This window comes from Streptomyces spongiae (genome assembly GCF_009377185.1).
Lineage (GTDB): Bacteria > Actinomycetota > Actinomycetes > Streptomycetales > Streptomycetaceae > Streptomyces > Streptomyces spongiae.
The window spans coordinates 1-1418 of record NZ_VJZC01001054.1 but is presented as its reverse complement, the minus strand read 5'-3'; the positions used below and the strand labels follow the sequence as shown (position 1 = coordinate 1418).

Below are 1418 nucleotides of genomic sequence, written 5' to 3'. Positions count from 1 at the left end.
ACCTCGCCGACTTCGTCGAATTCGTCGACGCCGCCCACCAACGCGGCATGCGCGTCATCATCGACTTCGTCATGAACCACACCAGCGACCAGCACCCGTGGTTCCAGGAATCCCGCAACGACCCCGACGGCCCCTACGGCGACTACTACGTCTGGGCCGACGACGACAAACAGTTCCCCGACGCCCGCATCATCTTCGTCGACACCGAAGCCTCCAACTGGACCTTCGACCCCGTCCGCAAGCAGTACTACTGGCACCGCTTCTTCTCCCACCAGCCCGACCTCAACTACGAGAACCCCACCGTGCAGGAAGAGATCATCTCCGCCCTGCGCTTCTGGCTGGACCTCGGCATCGACGGCTTCCGCCTCGACGCCGTGCCGTACCTGTACCAGGAGGAAGGCACCAACTGCGAAAACCTTCCGGCAACCCACGAGTTCCTCAAACGGGTCCGGAAAGAGATCGACACCCACTACCCGGACACCGTGCTGCTGGCGGAAGCGAACCAGTGGCCCGAGGACGTCGTCGACTACTTCGGCGACTTCCCCTCCGGCGGCGACGAATGCCACATGGCCTTCCACTTCCCCGTCATGCCCCGCATCTTCATGGCCGTGCGCCGCGAATCCCGCTACCCGGTGTCGGAAATCCTCGCCAAGACCCCCGCCATCCCCCAGAACTGCCAGTGGGGCATCTTCCTGCGCAACCACGACGAGCTCACCCTCGAAATGGTCACCGACGAAGAACGCGACTACATGTGGGCCGAATACGCCAAAGACCCCCGCATGCGCGCCAACATCGGCATCCGCCGGCGCCTGGCCACCCTGCTCGACAACGACCGCAACCAGATCGAACTCTTCACCGCCCTCCTCCTCTCCCTCCCCGGCAGCCCGATCCTCTACTACGGCGACGAGATTGGCATGGGCGACAACATCTGGCTCGGCGACCGCGACGCGGTGCGCACGCCGATGCAGTGGACACCGGACAGGAACGCGGGCTTTTCATCGTGCGATCCGGGGCGCCTGTACCTGCCCACGATCATGGATCCCGTCTACGGCTACCAGGTCACCAACGTCGAGGCATCCATGTCCTCACCCTCCTCGCTGCTGCACTGGACCCGCCGCATGATCGAGATCCGCAAACAGAACCCCGCCTTCGGCCTGGGCTCCTACACCGAACTCACCTCCACCAACCCCGCCGTCATCGCCTTCCTGCGCGAGGCCCCCTCGACAGAGGAAAGCGGGGACGACCTGGTGCTGTGCGTGCACAACTTCTCCCGCTTCGCCCAGCCCACCGAACTCGACCTGCGCACCTTCAACGGCCGCCACCCCGTCGAACTCATCGGCGGAGTCCGCTTCCCCGCCATCGGAGAACTCCCGTACCTGCTCACCCTCGCAGGCCACGGCTTCTACTGGTTCCGGCTC

At 64.7% G+C, this 1418-nt stretch carries 1 protein-coding gene; it reads left to right on the top strand.

The window, feature by feature from the left end:
• Window positions 1-1418 (top strand): maltose alpha-D-glucosyltransferase (gene treS / locus FNH08_RS50060; RefSeq protein WP_152778668.1); only part of this gene is annotated, 1418 nt, incomplete at both ends.